The sequence below is a fragment of the Caulobacter sp. AP07 genome, from assembly GCF_000281955.1.
Taxonomy (GTDB): Bacteria; Pseudomonadota; Alphaproteobacteria; order Caulobacterales; family Caulobacteraceae; genus Caulobacter.
Map to the genome: position 1 here is coordinate 1 of NZ_AKKF01000071.1, position 13887 is coordinate 13887.

The 13887-nt window shown below is 69.0% G+C and carries 20 protein-coding genes; 10 read left to right on the top strand and 10 right to left on the bottom strand.

Going from position 1 to position 13887, the window contains the following annotated elements; translation table 11 throughout:
- Positions 1-194, bottom strand: a 194-nt coding sequence (locus tag PMI01_RS05130; RefSeq protein WP_035034730.1) for a hypothetical protein, incomplete at its 3' end; no start/stop codon positions are given.
- A gap of 116 nt (positions 195-310) precedes the next feature.
- Between PMI01_RS05130 and PMI01_RS05135 the strand changes: the two genes are divergently transcribed.
- On the top strand, positions 311-493 hold the full coding sequence (locus PMI01_RS05135; protein ID WP_007664087.1) for a DUF3606 domain-containing protein: 183 nt from the start codon (positions 311-313) through the stop codon (positions 491-493).
- A 9-nt stretch (positions 494-502) separates the two neighbouring features.
- On the opposite strand, the gene PMI01_RS05140 is transcribed toward PMI01_RS05135, so the two are convergent.
- The gene (locus PMI01_RS05140) at positions 503-925 is read right to left on the bottom strand and encodes a hypothetical protein (protein ID WP_007664088.1); all 423 of its coding nucleotides are present in this window, start codon (positions 923-925) and stop codon (positions 503-505) included.
- 5 nt (positions 926-930) lie between these two features.
- Positions 931-1185 carry a DUF3297 family protein gene (locus PMI01_RS05145; protein WP_007664089.1) on the bottom strand — a complete coding sequence of 85 codons (255 nt, stop codon included), beginning with the start codon at positions 1183-1185 and terminating at the stop codon, positions 931-933.
- A gap of 162 nt (positions 1186-1347) precedes the next feature.
- On the opposite strand from PMI01_RS05145, the gene PMI01_RS05150 reads away from it, so the two are divergent.
- The 5 genes from PMI01_RS05150 to PMI01_RS05170 all read left to right on the top strand — a co-directional run bounded on the left by PMI01_RS05150 (position 1348) and on the right by PMI01_RS05170 (position 5680).
- Entirely contained in the window at positions 1348-1953 is a 606-nt protein-coding gene (locus PMI01_RS05150) for a YqaA family protein (protein ID WP_007664090.1), read from the top strand.
- A complete protein-coding gene (locus tag PMI01_RS05155) occupies positions 1950-2513 on the top strand; it encodes a disulfide bond formation protein B (RefSeq protein ID WP_007664091.1) in 564 nt (187 codons plus the stop codon). The genes PMI01_RS05150 and PMI01_RS05155 overlap by 4 nt, the downstream gene beginning before the upstream one ends.
- A 1-nt stretch (position 2514) precedes the next feature.
- Positions 2515-3075, top strand: a complete 561-nt coding sequence (locus PMI01_RS05160; RefSeq protein WP_007664092.1) for a demethoxyubiquinone hydroxylase family protein — start codon at positions 2515-2517, stop codon at positions 3073-3075.
- Positions 3076-3192: 117 nt separating this feature from the next.
- Positions 3193-4992, top strand: coding sequence for a M1 family metallopeptidase (locus PMI01_RS05165; protein ID WP_035034732.1), 1800 nt, complete (start codon positions 3193-3195; stop codon positions 4990-4992).
- 136 nt (positions 4993-5128) lie between these two features.
- The gene (locus PMI01_RS05170) at positions 5129-5680 is read left to right on the top strand and encodes a VanZ family protein (protein WP_238537006.1); all 552 of its coding nucleotides are present in this window, start codon (positions 5129-5131) and stop codon (positions 5678-5680) included.
- A 7-nt stretch (positions 5681-5687) separates the two neighbouring features.
- Here the strand turns inward: PMI01_RS05170 and PMI01_RS28035 are convergent, their stop codons facing one another.
- The 3 genes from PMI01_RS28035 to greA all read right to left on the bottom strand — a co-directional run bounded on the left by PMI01_RS28035 (position 5688) and on the right by greA (position 7214).
- Positions 5688-5813 carry a hypothetical protein gene (locus PMI01_RS28035; protein WP_255348026.1) on the bottom strand — a complete coding sequence of 42 codons (126 nt, stop codon included), beginning with the start codon at positions 5811-5813 and terminating at the stop codon, positions 5688-5690.
- A 179-nt stretch (positions 5814-5992) separates the two neighbouring features.
- A complete protein-coding gene (locus tag PMI01_RS05175; protein WP_085954836.1) occupies positions 5993-6556 on the bottom strand; it encodes an HNH endonuclease in 564 nt (187 codons plus the stop codon).
- Between the two features lie 172 nt (positions 6557-6728).
- Positions 6729-7214, bottom strand: coding sequence for a transcription elongation factor GreA (gene greA / locus PMI01_RS05180; protein ID WP_007664098.1), 486 nt, complete (start codon positions 7212-7214; stop codon positions 6729-6731).
- A 535-nt stretch (positions 7215-7749) separates the two neighbouring features.
- Between greA and PMI01_RS05185 the strand changes: the two genes are divergently transcribed.
- Positions 7750-8373 (top strand): TetR/AcrR family transcriptional regulator, encoded by a 624-nt coding sequence (locus PMI01_RS05185; protein ID WP_035034723.1) that lies wholly within the window; start codon positions 7750-7752, stop codon positions 8371-8373.
- 7 nt (positions 8374-8380) lie between these two features.
- A complete protein-coding gene (gluQRS, locus tag PMI01_RS05190) occupies positions 8381-9238 on the top strand; it encodes a tRNA glutamyl-Q(34) synthetase GluQRS (RefSeq protein ID WP_007664106.1) in 858 nt (285 codons plus the stop codon).
- Here gluQRS and PMI01_RS05195 read toward each other — a convergent pair.
- Genes PMI01_RS05195 through PMI01_RS05205 form a run of 3 tightly spaced genes read right to left on the bottom strand, consistent with a single transcriptional unit; the run spans position 9235 to position 11442 of the window.
- Positions 9235-9546 (bottom strand): winged helix-turn-helix domain-containing protein, encoded by a 312-nt coding sequence (locus tag PMI01_RS05195; protein WP_007664108.1) that lies wholly within the window; start codon positions 9544-9546, stop codon positions 9235-9237. The two genes, gluQRS and PMI01_RS05195, sit on opposite strands and share 4 nt — an antisense overlap.
- Before the next feature lie 7 nt (positions 9547-9553).
- Entirely contained in the window at positions 9554-10192 is a 639-nt protein-coding gene (locus tag PMI01_RS05200; protein WP_007664111.1) for a hypothetical protein, read from the bottom strand.
- A gap of 35 nt (positions 10193-10227) precedes the next feature.
- On the bottom strand, positions 10228-11442 hold the full coding sequence (locus PMI01_RS05205; protein WP_007664114.1) for an acyltransferase family protein: 1215 nt from the start codon (positions 11440-11442) through the stop codon (positions 10228-10230).
- On the opposite strand from PMI01_RS05205, the gene PMI01_RS26960 reads away from it, so the two are divergent.
- Complete coding sequence (locus PMI01_RS26960; RefSeq protein ID WP_157223680.1) at positions 11441-11875, top strand: hypothetical protein; 435 nt, start codon at positions 11441-11443, stop codon at positions 11873-11875. The two genes, PMI01_RS05205 and PMI01_RS26960, sit on opposite strands and share 2 nt — an antisense overlap.
- An 84-nt stretch (positions 11876-11959) precedes the next feature.
- Positions 11960-13393: an alpha/beta hydrolase gene (locus PMI01_RS05215; RefSeq protein ID WP_007664118.1), complete on the top strand. Its 1434-nt coding sequence runs from the start codon at positions 11960-11962 to the stop codon at positions 13391-13393.
- Positions 13394-13438: 45 nt separating this feature from the next.
- On the opposite strand, the gene PMI01_RS05220 is transcribed toward PMI01_RS05215, so the two are convergent.
- Positions 13439-13887, bottom strand: a 449-nt coding sequence (locus tag PMI01_RS05220) for a GNAT family N-acetyltransferase (RefSeq protein ID WP_007664120.1), incomplete at its 5' end; no start/stop codon positions are given.

A 13887-nucleotide genomic window follows, 5' to 3' on the forward strand; every position in this document is an offset into this window, starting at 1 on the left:
CGGCTGGGGCCGCCATAGACGGCGACTTCGCACAGGATGTCGCCGCCCGGCTCGGCCGCCCACAAGTAGTTTCGCTCGACCTCGACATTGCGGCCGGCCGGCGAAATGCCCTCGAAGGTGTCGCCCCAGGGAATCACCTTGTTCAGGTCGCGCCAGGTCAGGGTCATGCCGCGCGACAGTTCGTCCTGCGCCATGGCTTCAAGGTCGGGATCGCTCAAGGTCGGGCTCCAGGGTATCGTCATATCCGGCCATCGCCTCGACAACGCTCCGCGCGCAAGATAGGCGCTGCGAAGGACGAGGAGAAACGACGATGGCCGCTCCGAAGGGCAAGCGCGACTTCCGCGACGAGGATCGCCTCGATCCGCGCGAACGCCACCAGGTGGAATACTGGATGAAGCGCTGGGGCGTGACCAAGGATCAGCTGGTGGCCGCCCACCGCAAGGTCGGCAACTCGATCAAGGACATCGGCGCCGAGCTGGGCAAGAAACGGTAGCGCCCTTCCCTAGCGCTTGTCGCGCCGGAACTTCGCCGCCTCTGCCGCCAGGGACGTCGAGGTCGGATCATGCTCGTCCGGTTCCGGCAGGAACGGCAGGTGGCCGGCCACGCCGCGCACGGCCAGCCACAGCGGATGGCTGAAGTGACCCAGGATCCGCAGCGGCCGGCGCTTGTCGTCGGTGACGTCCCAGCCTTCCAGTTCGAACGCGTCGGCCTGCTCGCGCATCGACTTGACGTCGATGCCGTCCCAGCCTTCCGGATCGGGGATGGCCGCGGCCTCGTCGGCGGTGAGGCCGAAGGTGTCGCGCGCCAGTTGGTCGATCTCGGGAAACTCGGCTCGCGCCTCCGGATCGGCGAACGACGGCTTCATCAGCGCCCGGGTCTCCAGGTCGGCGAAGCCGGGCAGGTCGATCAGGCGGCGCGGGGCCATGAGCCTCACGCCTCTTCGGCGTTGTCGTTGCGCCAGTACGGCGCGACCACGCCCTGCAGCTTGATGGTCATCGGGTTGCCCTTGCGGTCGACGGCCTTGCCGGCGGTGACGCGGATCCAGCCTTCGCTGACGCAGTACTCGTCGACATTGGTCTTCTCGACGCCGTTGAAGACGATGCCCACGCCGCGCTCAAGGATGTCGGCGTCGTAGTGCGGGCTGCTCGGATTGGAGGCCAGGCGGTCGGGAGGCGTGTCGCTCATGGGGATCGTCTTTCGAAGAATGTAGACGGCAAACGCCGTCCGAACGGGCGTGATAGCCACCCGGGCCCGCAATTCCAATAGGATTGCACATCGCCGCGCGAACCGCCGCGACAAGACACCGGCCCCCTGCTAGCTACGGCGCGTCCTCATCCAGGAGCCTCCATGCTGCGTCGCCTCTATGACTGGGTCATGAGCCTGGCCGCCTCGCGCCACGCCCCGATCAGCCTGTTCGCGGTCTCGTTCGCCGAAAGCTCGTTCTTTCCCATTCCCCCCGACGTGATGCTGGCGCCGATGGTGCTGGCCCGCCCGGACCGCGCCTGGCGCTACGCCGCGATCTGCACCCTGGCCTCGGTGCTGGGCGGGATTCTCGGCTATGCGATCGGCTTTTTCCTCAAGCCCCTGGGCGTCTGGATGATGACCGTCACCGGTCACGCCGGCGGCATGGCCGAGTTCAAGTGCTGGTACGACCAGTACGGCGTCTGGGTGATCCTGGCCAAGGGCCTGACCCCGATCCCCTACAAGCTGGTGACCATCGCCTCCGGCCTGGCGGCCTTCAGCTTCCCGATGTTCATCCTGGCCTCGACCGCCACCCGGGCCGCTCGCTTCTTCCTGGTCGCCCTGGTGGTCAAGAAATTCGGCCCCGCCATGCTGCCGATCATCGAGAAGCGCCTGGCGCTGTTCGCCGGCATCCTCATCGCCCTTCTTGTCATCGGCCTCACGGCCAGCCACTTCTTGGGGGGAAGCAGCGGCGGAGCCTGCGCGGCATGACGATCGACAACACGGCGGAAGTCCAGATGACGGGTCCCTTGGTCCCCAACCGCTCACCGCTGGCCTGGGCCGCCGAGCACTGGCCGGTCCTGGCCTTCGCGGCCTGCGCCTTCATGCTGGGCGCGGCCCACGCCTTCGAGACCTTCGGCAAGCTGGCCCCGTGCCTGCTGTGCCTCAAGCAGCGCGAGGTCTACTGGGTCACCGGGACCGTGGCGCTGGTCGCCGTCGTGCTGTCGCGCACCGCCTGGGCGGCGCGGGTGCGGCGGCCGCTGATCCTGCTGATCGGCGTCGGCTTCCTCTACGGCGCGGGCCTGGCGGCCTATCACGCCGGCGCGGAGTGGAAGTGGTGGCCCGGTCCGGCCGCCTGCGCCGCCGGCGGCGGGGCCTCCGCCGACGACCTGGTCGCCATGCTGAAGGGCGCCAAGATCGCCGCCCCGTCCTGCGACAAGGCCGTCTGGGTGTTCCTGGGCCTGTCGATGGCCGGCTGGAACGCCGTGATCTCCCTGGCCCTGGCCGTGGTCTCGTTCGCCGCGGCGCTGACGAAGCCGAAAGCCGCCTGAGATGAGCCAGCCCGTCCCTCCCCGTCCCGGCCTCGGCGCCCAGAAGGCGCGGCTGGCCGAGATCCTGCGGGTCGACCAGGCCGGCGAACTGGCGGCCGTGCACATCTATCGCGGCCAGCAGGTCGTGATGCGCAACGCCCCGGGGCGCGAGCGCATCGCCGACCAGTTGAAGGACATGGAGGGCCACGAGCAGGTCCACCTCAGCCGTTTCGACCAATTGCTGGGCGAGCGCGGCGTGCGCCCCACCCTGATGTCGCCGGTCTGGCGCGCCGCCGCCTTCGCCCTGGGGGCCGGTACGGCCCTGCTGGGCGAGAAGGCCGCCCACGCCTGCACCGAGGCGGTGGAGACGGTGATCGAGCAGCACTATGCCGGCCAGATCGCCGAGCTGGAGGCCCGCGACCCGGCCCTGGCCGCCGAGCTCACCCAGTTCCGCGACGACGAGCTGGCCCACAAGGCGGTCGCCATCGAGGAAGGCGCCCTGGAGGCGCCGGCCTATCCGCTGCTGGCGGCGGTGATCCGCGCCGGTTGCCGCGCGGCGATCAAGATCAGCGAGAAGATCTGACCGGCGTTCGCTGAAACGCCGCGAAAACCACCCTCCAAACTTCGCCCTTGGCGCGCGGCGCGGCCACGCTTACCCATGTCTCCGGAATTTTTGGGTATCGGGGAGTTTCGCGTGAACATGCATCTTCGTCGGGCCGCGGCCTTTTGCGCCGTCTCGGTCCTGGCCCTGGCCGCCGCCGCCCAGGCCGCGACGCCGGCCAAGCCCGTGAACCCCGTCAAGCCGGCGCCGACCACCGCCCTGACGCTGGGCACCGGCGGCCAGATGCCGGCCGAAGAGGCCGCCGTGACGATCGAGCACGTCGATCTCAAGGTGAAGGTGATCCCCGAGCGCAAGGCGATCGAGGGCGACGCGACCTTGACTCTGCTGGCCAAGAGCGCCCTGCCCCGCATCGTGCTGGACCTGGACCGCGACCTGCCGATCAGCAGCCTGACGGTCGACGGCAAGGCCCTGCCGGCCTCGGCCTGGAGCAACCCCGAAGGCCGCCTGACCATCACCCCGCCGGCCCCGATCGCCGCCGGCGCCCGGACCGTGGTTCAGATCCGCTACGGCGGCGCGCCGCATGTCGCCGAGAAGGCCCCCTGGGATGGCGGCTTCGTCTGGAAGACCGCCCCGACCGGCGAGCCGTGGATCGCCACGGCCGTGCAGGGCGACGGCTGCGACCTGTTCTGGCCCTGTATCGACTTCCCGACCGGCGAGCCCTTGCTGGTCGATTTCTACGTCACCGTCCCCGCCCCGCTGTCGGCCCCGGCTGGCGGCGTGCTGGTCGACATTGTCGAGAAGGACGGCTGGCGCACCTTCCACTGGCGGCAGAAGAGCCCCAACACCTACGCCATAGCCCTCAATGTCGGCCCGTATCTCAAGCTCGAGGACACCTACAAGAGCCGGTTCGGCGATAGTTTTCCGATCGAGTACTGGTATCTGAAGAGCGACGATCCGGCCAAGGCCAAGGCCCTGTTCGCCGAGTTCGCCCCGACGCTGGACTTCTTCGAGGCGATGATCGGACCCTACCCGTTCCGTTCCGAGAAGCTGGGCGTGGTCGAGACCCCGCATCTGGGCATGGAACACCAGACCATGAACGCCTACGGCAACGAGTATGCCAAGGACGTCTATGGCTATGACTGGCTGTTCCAGCACGAACTGTCGCACGAGTGGTTCGGCAACCAGGTGACCAATGTCGACTGGGACGACATGTGGATCCACGAGGGCCTGGGCAGCTACATGCAGCCGCTCTATTCGCAGTGGCTGCACGGCGACATGGAGTACATGGCCCGCCTCAATAGCCAGCGCGGCACCACCCTCAACAAGTTCCCAATCGTCGCCGACCGGGTGATGACCGAGGACGACGTCTACAAGCCGGTCGGAGGCCCCGCCGGCGACATCTACGCCAAGGGTTCCAACATCATGCACACGCTGCGCGCCACGATCGGCGACGAGGCGTTCTTCAAGTCCGTGCGCACCCTGGTCTACGGCCGGCCCGACCCCAAGCCGGGCAATTTCCAGCCGCGCTACGCCACCACCAAGGAATTCATCCGCATCGTCAACGACGTGACGGGCAAGGACTACCAGTGGTTCTTCGACGCCTATTTCTACCAGGCCAAGCTGCCGGAACTGCTGCAGACCCGCGACGGCGACGACCTGATGCTGAGCTGGAAGACGCCCTCGGGCAAGGCCTTCCCGATGCCGGTCGAGGTCAAGGTCGGCGACAAGGTGGTCACCGTCCCGATGGCCGACGGCGCGGGGCGGATCAAGGTGGGCGACGCCGTGCCGGTGATCGTCGACCCGGCCTCCAAGGTCCTGCGCCGCCAGCCGTACCTGGAGGAGTACCAGGCCTGGAAGAAGGCCAAGGACGAGGCTGCCAAGAAGGCTGACGAAGCCAAGAAGGCCGAGGAAGCCAAGCCGGCGAAAGCAAAGCCCTAGGCTCTCGCATCGTCATCCCCCGGCTTGTTGTTCGGGGGATGACGGGAGTGTCGTGGCCTCCAACCCCGGTCATCTTCCGTTGACCCTGTTCCTTCACGGCTTGTAGTCCAAGCTCGCCTAAGGCTTTGCGCTCAACATGAGCAGGAAGCCGATGCTGACGCCCAACCATGTCGTGACCACCGCCCGCGCCGTCCTGGTCGCCGGCGCCCTGACCGCCGCGACGCTGATGCTGGGCCCCTGGCCCGGCCTGGAGGAAGTGTTCGGCCTCAGCGACAAGGCGGCCCACGCCATCGCGTTCGGCGGCCTGTTGGCGGTCTCGTTCCTGGCCTTCCCCCGCATGCGCCGCAACGACCTGGCGATCGCCGCCGTGATGCTGGGCGCCGCCGTGGAGGTGGCCCAGCTGTTCACCGCCGACCGCAGCGCTTCGTTCAGCGACCTCTTCGCCGACGCGGCCGGGGTCGGCGTCGTCTACCTGTGCAGCCAGATCGAAAGCGTGCGGGCCCTGGCGCGCAAGCAAGGCGGAACGACCTTCAGCGACATCGCCGCCCAGGACCGCCGTCGTGGCGTGCGTCGCCTGTCGCCGGTGATCAAGGCGGTGTTCGCCCCGCCGGTCCAGCCGGCGGAAGCCGAACGCCCGGCCAACTTCGCCGGCCGGGCCTCGCGGCATTTCCCCTCGCGCCGGGCCTAGCGTCGCCTCAGAAGCCGAACACCACCGACCAAAGGGCCACATTGGCCACGGTCAGGGCGACCATCAGCCACCGTAGCCGACGTTTGACGCTCAGTTGCTGGCCATGGGTGTGAAGTGTCGGACCGATAAGCACCTAACCCTCCCGCCTTACAGCCCCCTGTCCTTGGGTCTGCTTGGCGGTGAGTCGATGCAAGCTGAGCCAGGGAAGTCATTTCCGGCTCCGCTATACTTTCATTTTTCGCCGAGGACCTTTCCCGGTCGATCCGAGGCGCGAATCAATTCTCGATTCCGCGCGGGATCGCGCGCCTTGGCTCACGCCTCCAGTTCGATATCCCAGTACAGATAGTCCAGCCAGCTGGCGTGCAGATGGCCCGGCGGAAACCGGCGACCACGGTCTTGCAGCTCATGCATGCTGGGCCGCCGCGCCGTGTGGAACGGGTGCATGCCCGCCTCGCGCGGCGTGCGACCGCCCTTGCTGAGATTGCAGGGCGCGCAGGCGGTGACGATGTTCTCCCAGGTGGTGCGGCCGCCGCGCGAGCGGGGGATCACATGGTCGAAGGTCAGGTCGTCGGGCGCGCCGCAATACTGGCAGGAAAAGCCGTCGCGCAGGAACAGGTTGAAGCGCGTGAAGGCTGGCGGACGGTCCTGGGGGACATACTGCTTCAGCGACACCACGCTGGGCAGCTTCATCTCGAAGGACGGCGAATGCACCACGTGGTCGTAGGTCGAGACGACATCGACACGTTCGAGGAACACCGCCTTGATCACCTCCTGCCAGGGCCAGAGGGACAACGGATAGTAGCTCAGGGGCCGATAGTCGGCGTTAAGCACGAGCGCCGGCATGCCGGACGGGGGGCGGGACAGCACCTGCATCAGGGCCTCCCATCGGACCGGTGACGGTCCCTATGAAGCGGATACGCGATCGGACTGAAGACGGGCCTCCTTCCTACGCATTCTCAGGAATCGCCATTCACTCCCGAACGCAAGGAAAGGATGATCCAACTCGGCGACAGAACCAAGACATGGTTGCGCCGGTCTGGCGACGAATTCACGCTTGGCTGATTTCCACGATCTCGACCTCGCCGCCGGCCACCATCGCTGTCTCGCCCACCCCTTTGCCGAGCAGCGCCCGGGCCACCGGCGAGACGTAAGACACCGAGCCCAGGGTCGGGTCGGCCTCGTCCTCGCCGACGATGCGGAAGGTCTGGCGACGGCCGTCCTCGCGGTCGAAGGTCACCGTCCCGCCGAACTGCACCACGTCCAGGGCGGGATCGACCTCGCGCAGCTGGGCGCTGGCCCGGCGGGCGGAATAGTAGCGCAGGTCGCGGGTGGCGCGGGCCATGGCGGTGCGGTCCTGGGCCACGTCGCCGCCGGCCTGGGCGGCGCTGTAGGCGGCGCGGGCGGCGGCCAGCCCCTCTTCCAGCCGCGCCAGCCCTCGCGGCGTCACCAGGTTGGGGTGCGGCGAGATCGGACGGTCGAGCAGGTCGGCGGCAAAGGCCTCGCTGTCGCCTTCCTTGGTGAAGGCGACGCTCATCGGCCGATCGCTGGAACGGAGGAACTCAAGGTCATCTCTGGGAAATCCGGCCCGCGACGGGATGTTCCGCGACAGGAGCATCTGACCTAATCGCGTGGGCCGACGCGATCAAGGCCGCGATCCGACATGCAAAAGCCGCCGGCGGGTAAGCGCGGGCGGCTTCGAACAACAGACGTCTGAACAATGGCCGGCGATGGTGTCGGCGGGACAGCGGGGGGATCCGCCGGTCCCGTCGGCCACGAACGCGAACGGACTAGATCGCCACGCCGATCAGGGCGGCGGCGACGCCGATGGCGGCGGTCAGGAAGAAGCCGACAGCCATGCGGTCGAGAACTGTTTCGAAGGCGAAGAGGGTATTGGTCATCACACACATCCTTGAGTTGGAACACTTGAGTTTCAGGCGGGCGCGGTGATCGAGAGAGCCGCCCCGGTCCGATCTGGACAGTGCTTAGATAGCATCAATCTAAACGATGTCAAGATAATCTTTACAGCGTTTGGATGGATTTTAGGAACGGAAGGAGTTACAGTGCCCGCGATGACACAGCCCGCCACAGCCGACACCCGCCCCTACCATCATGGCGACCTCAGCCGCGCCCTGGTCGAGGCCGCTCGCCGGATTCTGGAAACCGAGGGCCCGGCCGCCCTTTCGCTGCGGGCCGTGGCGCGCGAGGCCGGGGTCAGCCCCGCCGCGCCCTATCACCACTTCAAGGACAAGAGCGAACTGCTGGAGGCCGTCGCCCACGAGGGCTGGATGGCGCTGGACGTCGCCCTGACCGCGGCCCGCGCCAAGGCCAGCGACAGCAACGAGCGCATGACCAGCCTGGGCGTGGCCTATGTCTGCTTCGCCCGCGACAATCCCGCCCTCTACCGGGTGATGTACGACCGCTCGCGCGACAAGGACTCCCTCCCCGACCAGATGAAGGAGGAAGGCGCCTACTGCCAGGTGCGCAACACCATCGACGAGCGAACCGGCGGCGGGGTCTCGCCGATCGACCTGGAACTGGCCACCATCGCCGCCTGGTGCGCCGGCCACGGCCTGGCCGAGATGATCGGCTTCAAGCAATTCGCCCCGCTGAAGGAGGCGCTGGGCGGCGAGGAGGCCTTCCTGCGCGCCGTGTTCGAACATCTGGGCATGTTCGCCAAGCTCGACCAGGGCTGATCCCCGCTTGCGCTTCGCCACCCGCTTCGCGCCCTCGCCGACCGGCTTCCTGCATCGCGGCCACGCCTTCTCGGCCCTGACCGCCTTCGACGCGGCCCGGGCGGCGAAGGGCCGCTTCGTGCTGCGCATCGAGGACATCGACGCCACCCGCAGCCGCCCCGAATACGAGGCCGCGATCCTCGAGGACCTGGCCTGGCTGGGGCTGGACTGGGAGACGCCCGTCCGCCGCCAGTCGCGGCACCTGGCCGACTACCACCACGCCATCGACGCCCTGCGCGCCAAGGGGCTGGTCTATCGCTGTTTCCGCACCCGCAAGGAACTGGACATCGGCCGCGCGCCGCATGAACCGGCGACGCCCTTCACCGGCGCGCCCCTGCGTCCCGACGAGGAGGCCGCCCGGCTGGATCGCGGCGAGGCCTTCGCCTGGCGGCTGTCGCTGGACGCGGCCCGACGGGCCCTGGGCGGGTTCGAAGCCCTGGCCTTCGTCGAGGACGGCGCGGGCCCGCACGGCGAGAGCGGCCTGATCCAGGCGCGCCCCGAGCTGGCCGGCGACATCGTCCTGGCCCGCAAGGACGTCGGGGTCGCCTATCACCTGGCCGTGGTCCTGGACGACGCCCTGCAGGGGATCACCCATGTGATCCGCGGTCACGACCTGTTCGAGGCCGCCCACATCCAGCGCCTGCTGCAGGCCCTGCTCGACCTGCCGACCCCGACCTATCGCCACCACCGCCTGCTGACCGGCCCCGACGGCAAGCGCTACGCCAAGCGCGACAAGGCCCAGACCCTTCGCGAGCTGCGCGCGGCGGGGGTGACGCCGCGGGCGCTGCGGGCGGAGATGGGGCTTCCGCCGCCCGAACCGCGCTAGGCTCCGCCCGCCTGCTCCACCAGCCGCCCCATCGCTTGCAGATAGGCCCCGAAGGCCGCGCGCCCGGCCTCGGTCAGGCGCACGCGGGTCAGGGGCTTGCGGCCGACGAAGCTCTTGTCGATCGCGACGTAGCCCGCGTCCTCCAGCTTGCGCAGGTGGACAGACAGGTTGCCCTGCGTCACCTCCAGCAGGTCCTTCAGCTCGGTGAAGTCCGCCACCTCGGCGCTGGCCAGGTAGGCGACGATCCCCAGCCGCACCCGGCCGTGGATGACGTCGTCCAATCCGCTTATGTCGAACTTGCCGCTCACGATCGTCTCAGGCCGGCCGGACCGCTTGGCGCATGGCCTGACGCATCATCACGTAGCCCGGGACCATCATCCAGGCGAACAGGCCCAGGCCGGCGATCAGCAGATAGAGGTCCGCGCGGTTGATCAGCATGCCCAGGGCGACGCCCGACATAATCCAGCCCGCGGCCACCAGCGCCATCCACATCCGCTTGCGCAGCACGAAAATGACGTACCAGACCGCGCCCTGGAGCACGAACACCACGGCGGGATGGAACAGCCAGTAGCGGAAGTCGTGGTTGCGGGCGGCGGCCGAGGCGAAGATCAGGATCAGCGCCAGGTTGGCGATCCCGGCGCCCGTGAAGGCGGCGTTGACCGCGCGGTTGGTGACGCCGCCCGACGACCGCTTGCGTTCAATGACGATCACCACGGTCATCATGATCACGAAGATCACGGTCGGCAGCCAGGCCAGGACCTGGTTTCCCACCGCCCCCAGGCGGATCAGGCCGATCTCCTGGCCGTAGTACACTAGGCATTGCAGGCCGTAGATCAAGCCCGCTCCGCTGTAGAGCGCGCCGCCCGCCACGCCCAGCCCGGCCCCGCCGGACCCCTCGACAATGGTCCGCAGGAACGCCAGGTCGTCCTGGGCCGACTTGATCTTGTCGTTCATGGGCAAGGCCCCCTTCAGCGCCGCATCATGGCCGGTCACAGGATTCGCCCCAACAGCGGCATGCGGCGCAGCACTATCGTCGTCAGCCAGCTGAGGACCACAGCGCCGCCGAACACCGCCAGCCCCTTGGCCAGCCCGCCCCAGGCCTGCGGCAGCAGCAGCCAGCCCAGCCAGGCGGTGAAGACGTAATGGGTCAGATACATGCCGTAGGCGTTGGCCTGCAGGCTGCGCCCCACCGGACCGATCTGGCGGACGAAGCGCAGGAACACCGCCAGGACCGCGAACGACAGGCTGGCGCAGGCGATGACGAAGGCCAGGCCGCCGACCAGGTCCAGCACCAGCCTGGGCGGCGGGTTGGGCGAGAAGGCGATCATGAAGACGGCGACCGCCGCGATCACCGCCGGGACCGGCAGGACCTGCCAGGCCCACCAGCGCCGAGGCAGCGCGCCTCGCGGGTCGGTCAGGCCCTGGCCCACGCCCGCCGCCCCGAACGCCAGGCCGGCCAGGAAATAGACCAGGTAGTGGCCCGTCCGACCGGTCTGGACCAGGAACGGCCCCTCCATCGTCCAGTGGCCGAAGGGCAGGACCATGTTCAGGGGGACATAGGCCAGGGCGCTGGCCGCGACCAGCAGCAGGAAGGCGCGCCCCGGCCGCCGGGCGGCGCCTTGCGTCCAACGGCCAAGCGTCGGGATCAGGCGGGGAAACAGGCCGTCCAGCGCCGCGGCGATGGCGCCGAAGGCCAGCAGCACCCACAGGAACCAGGCCGGACCGCTGGGCCAGAACGGCAGGCTGGTCCAGGCGTCGGCGTAGGCGGCCAACGACGGCGCGCCGCCCGACTGCAGCCAGGCGGGATAGTAGGCCAGCGGCGCCAGCAGCCCCGCCCCGATCACGAACGGCGCGCCCAGCCGCAAGGCCCGGCTCTTCAGGAACCCGCCCGCGCCCCTGGCCCGCAGGCTTTCGGCGACGAACAGGCCCGAGACCAGGAACATCAGCGACATGAAGAAGATGTCGTTGACCAGGGTCAGCAGGCCGAAGCCGCCGAACTTCTGCGGGTCCACGACCGGGAAGGCGGTCCACAGGATCGGCGGGGCCGCGAAGGCTTTCGGAGGCGGCGCGAACGGGTGATAGGTCAGCACCGCGTGATGGGCGATGACCAGCAGGGTCAGAAAGGCGCGCACGGCGCCGATCGGCGCGTTGCGCGCCGAGTCTCCGGACGCGGTGGTTTCGAGCGGTTTGAGAGGCGCGTGCATGGCCGAGCTCCGTTGCGATGGCCAAACCATGTATCAACTAGTTTGTTTTGTAAACTTGTTGATTGAACATCGATCGATGAAGCGATGCATGGCCGCGGCGGCGGCGTTGCCTCCCCGTTCTCCGCCACCTAGGGTCAAGCTTGGAAAGCCGATGCGGGGAAACGGGTCGTTGGGGGAGATACTCAAGGAACCGGACGCCCCCTGGATCGCCTTCCTCAAGGGCGCGGGCTGGGCGGCCGCGGCGACCGGCCTGCCCATCTTTCTCCGCGTCCTGTTCTTGCCCCGAGAGGGAAGCGACGGCTTCTGGATGCGGTTTTGGATCTGCGGCGCGATCGTCGGGGTCATTTGCCTGGTGTCGGGGACGGCCCGCGCGATCTGGGCGCTCATTCAGCGCCGAGCCTATGATCGCGTGGCCAGCGGTCCCTTCCACTGAGGCGCATGCCTTGGACGCCAAGGCCGCCCTTGCCCCCTCTTCGTCGCCATGCTCACTGCGATGCCTCAGCACCGTGGGACTCACATGCGCAAGATGATCTGGGGCGCCGCCCTTTCCGGCGCCGTCGTCGCCCTCGCCCTGGCCGGGACCGCCCACGCCGCCGCGCCGAAGTTCCTGCCCGGCGCCTGCGCCGGCGACTACACCGGCGTCGCCAACCGGATTGAATGCGGGACCCTGGTGGTCGACGAGACGCGCGGCGGCCCCGGCGTGCGCCGCGTCGCCCTCCCCGTCGCCATCGTCAGGGCCAGCGCGCCCAAGGCGGGCGCCGTGCCGGTCATCTATCTGCACGGCGGCCCCGGCGGCGGCACGGCCGAGCGCGTCGCCCGCCAACTGCGCGGCGCGGCCGGACGCGAACTGATCGCCGTCGACCAGGACTGGATTTTCTTCGACCAGCGCGGCGGCGGCCTGTCCCAACCCTCGCTCGACTGCGGCGAAGTCGCCCTGAACGACGCCGGCCCGCTGAACGACGCCGCCGCCCAGGAACTGGTCGCCTGTTCCCAGCGGCTCCAGGCCTCGGGCGTGGACCTGTCGCGCTACAACGCCGAGGAGGTGGTCAAGGATATCCAGGACCTGCGCCAGACCCTGGGCCTCAAGCAGGTCGACCTGCTGGGCGTCTCCTACGGCACCCGCATCGCCCTGGCGGTCGTCAAGCACGACCCGCGCGGCGTACGGGCCGTGGTGCTGGACTCGCCCTGGACGCCGGAGGCCAAATGGGCCGAGGGCGGGCCGGAGATGGTGTCCGACGCGGTGAAGGAGATCTTCAAGCGCTGCGCCGCCGACGCCGCCTGCGCCGCCAAGTATCCCCATCCCGGCGCCGACCTGGACGCCGTCGCCAACCGCCTGCTGGCCGGTCCCCAGACCATCGGCGGCCGCGTCTACGCCGCCGGCGACCTGGGCGGCTACCTGATGGACGCGGCCTATAGCGGCCCCGACGCCCGCGCACTGCCCGCCACGGTCGCCAAGTTCGCGGCCGGCGACATGACCGCCCTGGCCGAGCAGATGGAGGGGCGCAGCGGCTACGCCGAGGCCCAGCACCTGACCCACCTGTGCAAGGAGGAGTTCCCCTTCGAGAGCGAGGCCAAGATGCGCCAGGGCGCCCAGCGCGACCCGGTCTCTCGCCTGCTGGAAGCCTCGATGGGTCGCTATTTCGCGGTCTGCAAGGCCTATCCCGTCGGCGCGCCCGACCCCGTCGAGGCCCAGCCGGTCAGCAGCGCCCTGCCGACCCTGTTCCTGGCCGCCGAGATCGATCCGGGCTGCCCCCCGGCCGTGGCCAAGGCGGCCGTCGGCCGCTTCTCCAAGGGCCAGCTGTCGATCATTCCCAACACCACCCACGGCGTGTCGCGGGGCAGCGCCTGCGCCCGCAAGATGATCCGCGCCTTCCTGGCCGACCCCAACGCCCCGATCGACCAGAGCTGCCTGCATCCGGAACATGATCGGTTCGTGTTCGACCTGGACTAGGGGTGCGGACGGGGACAGGCCCATGGGCCTGTCCCCGCTCTACGGTCACTCCTCCGCCACCCAATACCGATACCCGTAGGCCGGCAGGAAACCCAGGTCGCTGTAGAGCGCGATGGCCGGGGCGTTGTCGGCCTCGACCTGGAGATAGGCCCACCGCGCGCCCAGGACCGAGGCTTCGTGCAGCAAGGTCGCCAGGATCCGCCGCGCCAGCCCCCGGCGGCGATGGTCCGGCAAGGTCCGCATGCCGAAGATCCCGACCCATTCGCCGTCGATGGCGCTGGCGCCCAGGGCCGCGGTCTCGCCGTCGAGGTCCAGGCGGGCGAAGCGGGCCGGCGCCGGGATGCGCGCCAGGGCGTCCAACCGTTCACGGGCGTCGGCGGCGTTGCCGGCCGCGCTGGCGGCGAACACCGCCTCGAAGGCCGGATCGGGCCGGTCGGACAGGGTCGCGGCGGCCGGCGCGCCGCCGATCACCTCCCCGACCATCACCAGCGTAT